This is a genomic window from Winogradskyella sp. SM1960 (assembly GCF_020179375.1).
GTDB classification, from domain to species: domain Bacteria; phylum Bacteroidota; class Bacteroidia; order Flavobacteriales; family Flavobacteriaceae; genus Winogradskyella; species Winogradskyella marina.
This window is the reverse complement of sequence record NZ_JAICBG010000021.1, coordinates 1-4,905: the sequence shown is the minus strand read 5'-3', so window position 1 is coordinate 4,905 and position 4,905 is coordinate 1. Positions and strand designations below refer to the sequence as shown.

Below are 4,905 nucleotides of genomic sequence, written 5' to 3'. Positions count from 1 at the left end.
TTAGCAAATAAATCACAGATAGAAAGTCCGCGAGGACTTTCGTAAGTAGGCTATAACTAGCAATGAATTATACACGGTGTTAGGCACAGTATTTTAATATTTTTTCTTTTCCGATATTTTCAAGTTCGATAAAGAAATTAAATAATCGCAAGCATTAAAGAAATTTCCTTGACTTGGCGAGCAAACAATTACAGCTCTATAATTCGTCTGATTTACACCTTCCATAATCCATTCAGAACCATCTGTTCCAATTGAGCTACGACCTAAATCCATATTCCAAAAATCCGCTTTTCCGATAAGTTGAGTGAATTCAGTCCACTCTTTTTCGGTTAGTATTTTCAATCGTTCAATTTCTATTTCTCCAGGTTCATATCCACCAGCACCATTTAGCACTTTCCAATAAAGAATATATTTTTCATTTCTTTTTTCAAATCTAAAAGTCATTGGTTTGTCAAAAGTTCTCAACCAAGTAAAGCGATAAACTTCTTTATCAATTTTCCTATTAAACAACAAAGGTTCTTTCATTGCGTGAAGATGCTCTGAATACCAATTCGCAACAAATTCGTCATAAGTTCCTATTTTAACTTTTGTCTTAATTGAATAAGTGGTATCGTTTTCCATAATCCATTCCGTTGTAACTTCGGGAAGAATTTCTTTCGGAAAGTATGGTTGTTTTAAATCAGTTGGAACATTTAGACTATCAACTTTGATTGTCGAGTCGACAAAATTTTCAATCGATTGACTAAATCCGATTTGGGTCAGAAATAATGTCAAAATTCCAATTGATAATATTTTTCTCAAAGTTTTGTTCATATTGTGCCTAACGTGATTGTGTATGGTTAGTTGCGTGGTTAAGCAACTAAATTAGTAAACTTTGACGAACCCGTGAAAATTCCGCAGGAATTTTCGCAAGTAAGCTCAATAAAGCAATTAATTATACACGGTGTTACCTGCTGTTATTTTTCCATTCAGTTAATATTTTCTTTCGTTTTTTTCTGTCTTTTCCTTTCACGCTTTTTAATCTGTCCTCACTAAATAACCATTCCACGTATCTTTCTTTAAATTCTTTGTTATTTAGATAATTATTAATACTAAAATAATATTCAATTCTATTCGGGTTATTTTCGCAAAAAGTCAGCGTACAATTTTGAATTCGAGTAACTGTAAAATATGGCATTGGCTCAATTCTATCAGCTATTATAATTGCAATTTCTCCTTTAGTCAAATTCCGATTATAACATTCCGATTTAACTTTAGTCAAGGTTGTATCAGTAAAAAATTCCGCAAGAGTTATCAAAGAATTTTCTCCAAATGCTTTTATTTTTTCGGCTTGAATGGTTTTTATTATTTCTTTTGAGTTTTCCGTTTCCGCAATCATATTTAGTAAAGAGTCAATTTCAGATTCGGTTTGAGAAAAACCCAAGTTGAAATTCAGAAGTAAAATTGATATTATTAAACTAAATTTTTTCATTCGTTTTTATTTGTTCCCAAATTTACTCTTTGTACAATTATTCAAAAACCTTAAATGAGCGAACTGCCGTTTTCGTTTAGTTACAGGCGTTTTTTCATAATTGCAGGTAACGTTTTTGTATATGGTTTGTTGCGTGGTTTAGCATGTAATTTAGCAAATATAAACCGAATAGAAAATCCGCGAGGATTTTCGTAAGTAGGCTAGAACTAGCAATAAATTATATACGGTGTTGTAAGCAGTTTTTATTCATTTATTTTTTCGGAATTAGGTAAAAATGTTACCGAATTAAATATTCTTTCAAAATATTCGGGCTGTTCGTCATAAACCATTTTAGGCATGTGTGCTGTTAGTGTGTAAATGAAATCGTCCCTGTAAATTTGGTGACTTATCACATGATTTATGTATTCTAAGTCGGCACTACGTACTAGAAAGTCATAGGAATAATTAGTTGAAACAATATTTCTTACATAACCTCTTTTTACGTTGTAATTTTGAATTTTCGAGTTAAATTGAGTTTGAACCACTTTTTTTAACTCAGCATCCTGTTCAGCTTTATTATCAAGATAAAATTCCCAAGCATTTTGAGAAGTTTTTGATTTTGGTTCTACTACAACTATTGAAAATGTCAGAGCAAGTTCTGGGTCATTTCCCCGAAAGATACTATGTTTTGCTGTTCCATAATCGACTGTCCAATTATCAGGTGCATCAATCGAAATCAGATATTTAAAGTTTGAGTAAATATTGGTAGAAGAGTCAAAATCTTCTGAATATTCAGATATAGTTCCTTTACTTTTTTGCTCTTTGTAAGATTCTTTTAAATATTTCTCTTCTTTTGTTTGTTTTTTATTTTCATTACAAGAAAATAGAATGATAAAAAAGGTCAGTATTGTTATTAGTTTTGTGCTCAATTTTTTTTCTGTTTTTTCTTAAAAATAGGATACATTAAAATCAAACCGAAAATTATTCCGATAAGACTTGATGTGTTTTCAATTGGGTCTTTTACTAATCCTAAAAGATTTACTAATGCAAAAACAATAAATAATAATCCAATTAAGGATATTATTAGACTTGGTATTGGTTTCTCAGACCAACTTCGTTTTTCTTTCATTTGGTTACTGTGTTAAATTGCTTACAACGTTGATGTATAAGAAAAGTTGCGTGTTTGTGTGCGAGGATTTTCCGAAGGAAAATCAGAAGCTAGCAAACGAGCAACTAACTTTGGTTTAGCTAAAACTAGCAATTTTTTTTATACGGTGTTAGCTACCGTTTTTATTTCGTTAATAATTTTTTCATTTCTTCAATCGAATCTGTATAATCAGACATTTTACTTCCATTTCCAATATGAATAGGACTTGTATTCATTCGATTAGTCAAGTCTTTTATTGGCATATTTTCTAATTTCTCAAAATCATTTTTCCAAAAATCTAATTCATAAAGTCTTTGGTTCTGAAATCCAGTCGTACTTCGGTCGTTATCTGTTGGCAGAAAATCCAGTCCGCCAATAATTAAATTTAGAGTTTCAAAGTCAGTTATTATTCCGTCAAAAATTAGTTGTCCGAAAAGAGCGTCTTTAAAAATTTGCTCAATCTTGCTCAAATCCGAGGATTTTATATCAGTTAGAATCACATTATATTTGGTCAGTCCGTTTGTGATTAACCAGCATTTTTTTCTGTCCACATAAAATACTGTCGCATTCCATTTTCCGAGAATTCCGCAATCAGTTTTTTGGTCAGTTGTGAATAGTTTCTTGACTAACTTTTCTAACTTTTTAGTTGTATGTATTTTAGTTTTTCTCAAATGGTAGCTAACGTGTTGTATATGGTTTGTTGCGTGTTTTTTGCACCTAATTTAGCAAATACAAACCTAATAGAAAATCCGTGAGGATTTTCGTAAGTAAGCTAGAACTAGCAATAAATTATATACGGTGTTGTGCATAGTTTTTTAATTTATCTTTAATATTTTTCCGTTTTTAGGTGTTTTCAAAAGACTCTTAACTACAACAATTTCTATAATAGTCATTAATAATAAAATCCCGAGTGTTTTTAGTGATAACCCTATTGTTACTATTAAAAATATTCCAATTCCGATTGTGGCTAATAATGAAAATATAATCGGTTTATTTTTGTCAAAAAAAGACAAGTCGGTTAGTTTAGAGTTTTTGAAAATTGGTAAAAGATGATTTTTGAAATCATTATAATCAGCTTTTTTAATATCAATTTTTATTGGTTTCTCTTTTTTCCCGTCATCATCTGTCAGGTAATTTAAGATGAAATTAAAATTATCTTCGTCAAACATTATATTTTCAAAATCAGAAAATTTATAAAATTTAGTTTTTCCAAATAGTTTTTTTTCTTCAATCGCTTTATCAATTGAGATTTCACTTTCATCAATTTTTGAAATCCATATAGAGTCTTTGTTTAAAATCAAAAATTCACTTAATTTTTTTACTTTATTTATTTTCCAATACTTAATCATTTTCTTAAATTCAGAGTTCGTTTTTCAAATTATGCACAACGTGTTTGTATATGGTTTGTTGCGTTGTTTAAGCAACTAATTTAGTAAATAATTACCGACCAAGAAAGTCCGCGAGGACTTTCGTAAGTAGGCGAGTTGCTAGCAATAAATTATATACGGTGTTGTGCCCAGTTATTTTAAACGATAGATTGTCTTATTTTTTTCTCCTATTTTTTCAAATAAATTTAATTCTGCTCCTTTCTTTAAATCTCTACTTGCAGTCGCTGAAGAAATATCTTTAAAAATATCCATATAATCTTTTCTTGTAAATTCAGTTTTATTTAATGAAACATAATATTCTAATCTATCATTTTCATTTAACGTTCGATTATTAAAATCTAATAGTTCACTTATTGAAATGTCAATAACGTTTAGCATATATTCAATAAACTTAGTTGACTTTCCGGATTTATCACTTTCAGCTAAAGACTTGTAATATTTTTCCTGGTCTTTACTAATTAAAGTTTCAAAAGGTAAAAACTCAAAGATTGGATATTTTTCCATTAAAATTAAAGTTTGCCATAATCTTCCCATTCTTCCATTTCCATCCAAAAAAGGATGTATAAATTCCATTTCGTAATGGAAAACACAACTTTTAATTAATTCAATTTCATCAGACTTTTTCAAATATTCAAAAAGGTCTTTCATTAAGTATGGCACATTTCCAAAAGGTGGTGCTAAATGCTCAACTTTTGAACCTTTTACAATTCCGACACTTTGATTTCTATATTTTCCAGAGTTTTCTATTAAACCTGCCATTAAGTTTTGATGTGCTTTCAAAAAGGATTTTTCATTTGAAGGATTGTAATCTTCTAAATTTTCATAGATTTTGATTGCATTTAAAACTTCAAGAACATCTTTTTTAGGACCAATAACTCTTTTGTTTTCAAGAAGTGCTGTTATTTGTTCTTCTGTAAGTG

7 protein-coding genes are annotated in these 4,905 nt (G+C 29.5%); all 7 read right to left on the bottom strand.

Annotated elements, in window-relative coordinates; genetic code table 11:
• Positions 1–93 precede the first annotated feature (93 nt).
• Positions 94–801, bottom strand: a complete 708-nt coding sequence (locus tag K1X16_RS17620; RefSeq protein ID WP_225037388.1) for a hypothetical protein — start codon at positions 799–801, stop codon at positions 94–96.
• 145 nt (positions 802–946) lie between these two features.
• A complete protein-coding gene (locus tag K1X16_RS17615; protein WP_225037387.1) occupies positions 947–1,471 on the bottom strand; it encodes a hypothetical protein in 525 nt (174 codons plus the stop codon).
• A gap of 242 nt (positions 1,472–1,713) precedes the next feature.
• Positions 1,714–2,379 carry a hypothetical protein gene (locus tag K1X16_RS17610; protein ID WP_225037386.1) on the bottom strand — a complete coding sequence of 222 codons (666 nt, stop codon included), beginning with the start codon at positions 2,377–2,379 and terminating at the stop codon, positions 1,714–1,716.
• The gene (locus K1X16_RS17605; RefSeq protein ID WP_225037385.1) at positions 2,376–2,579 is read right to left on the bottom strand and encodes a hypothetical protein; all 204 of its coding nucleotides are present in this window, start codon (positions 2,577–2,579) and stop codon (positions 2,376–2,378) included. Before K1X16_RS17605 ends, K1X16_RS17610 begins: the two co-directional genes overlap by 4 nt.
• Positions 2,580–2,740: 161 nt before the next feature.
• Positions 2,741–3,268 (bottom strand): DUF6933 domain-containing protein, encoded by a 528-nt coding sequence (locus K1X16_RS17600; RefSeq protein WP_225037384.1) that lies wholly within the window; start codon positions 3,266–3,268, stop codon positions 2,741–2,743.
• Between the two features lie 144 nt (positions 3,269–3,412).
• Positions 3,413–3,946, bottom strand: a complete 534-nt coding sequence (locus tag K1X16_RS17595; RefSeq protein ID WP_225037383.1) for a hypothetical protein — start codon at positions 3,944–3,946, stop codon at positions 3,413–3,415.
• Between the two features lie 171 nt (positions 3,947–4,117).
• Positions 4,118–4,905: Fic family protein (locus K1X16_RS17590; protein ID WP_225037382.1), on the bottom strand; the 788-nt coding region annotated here is incomplete at its 5' end.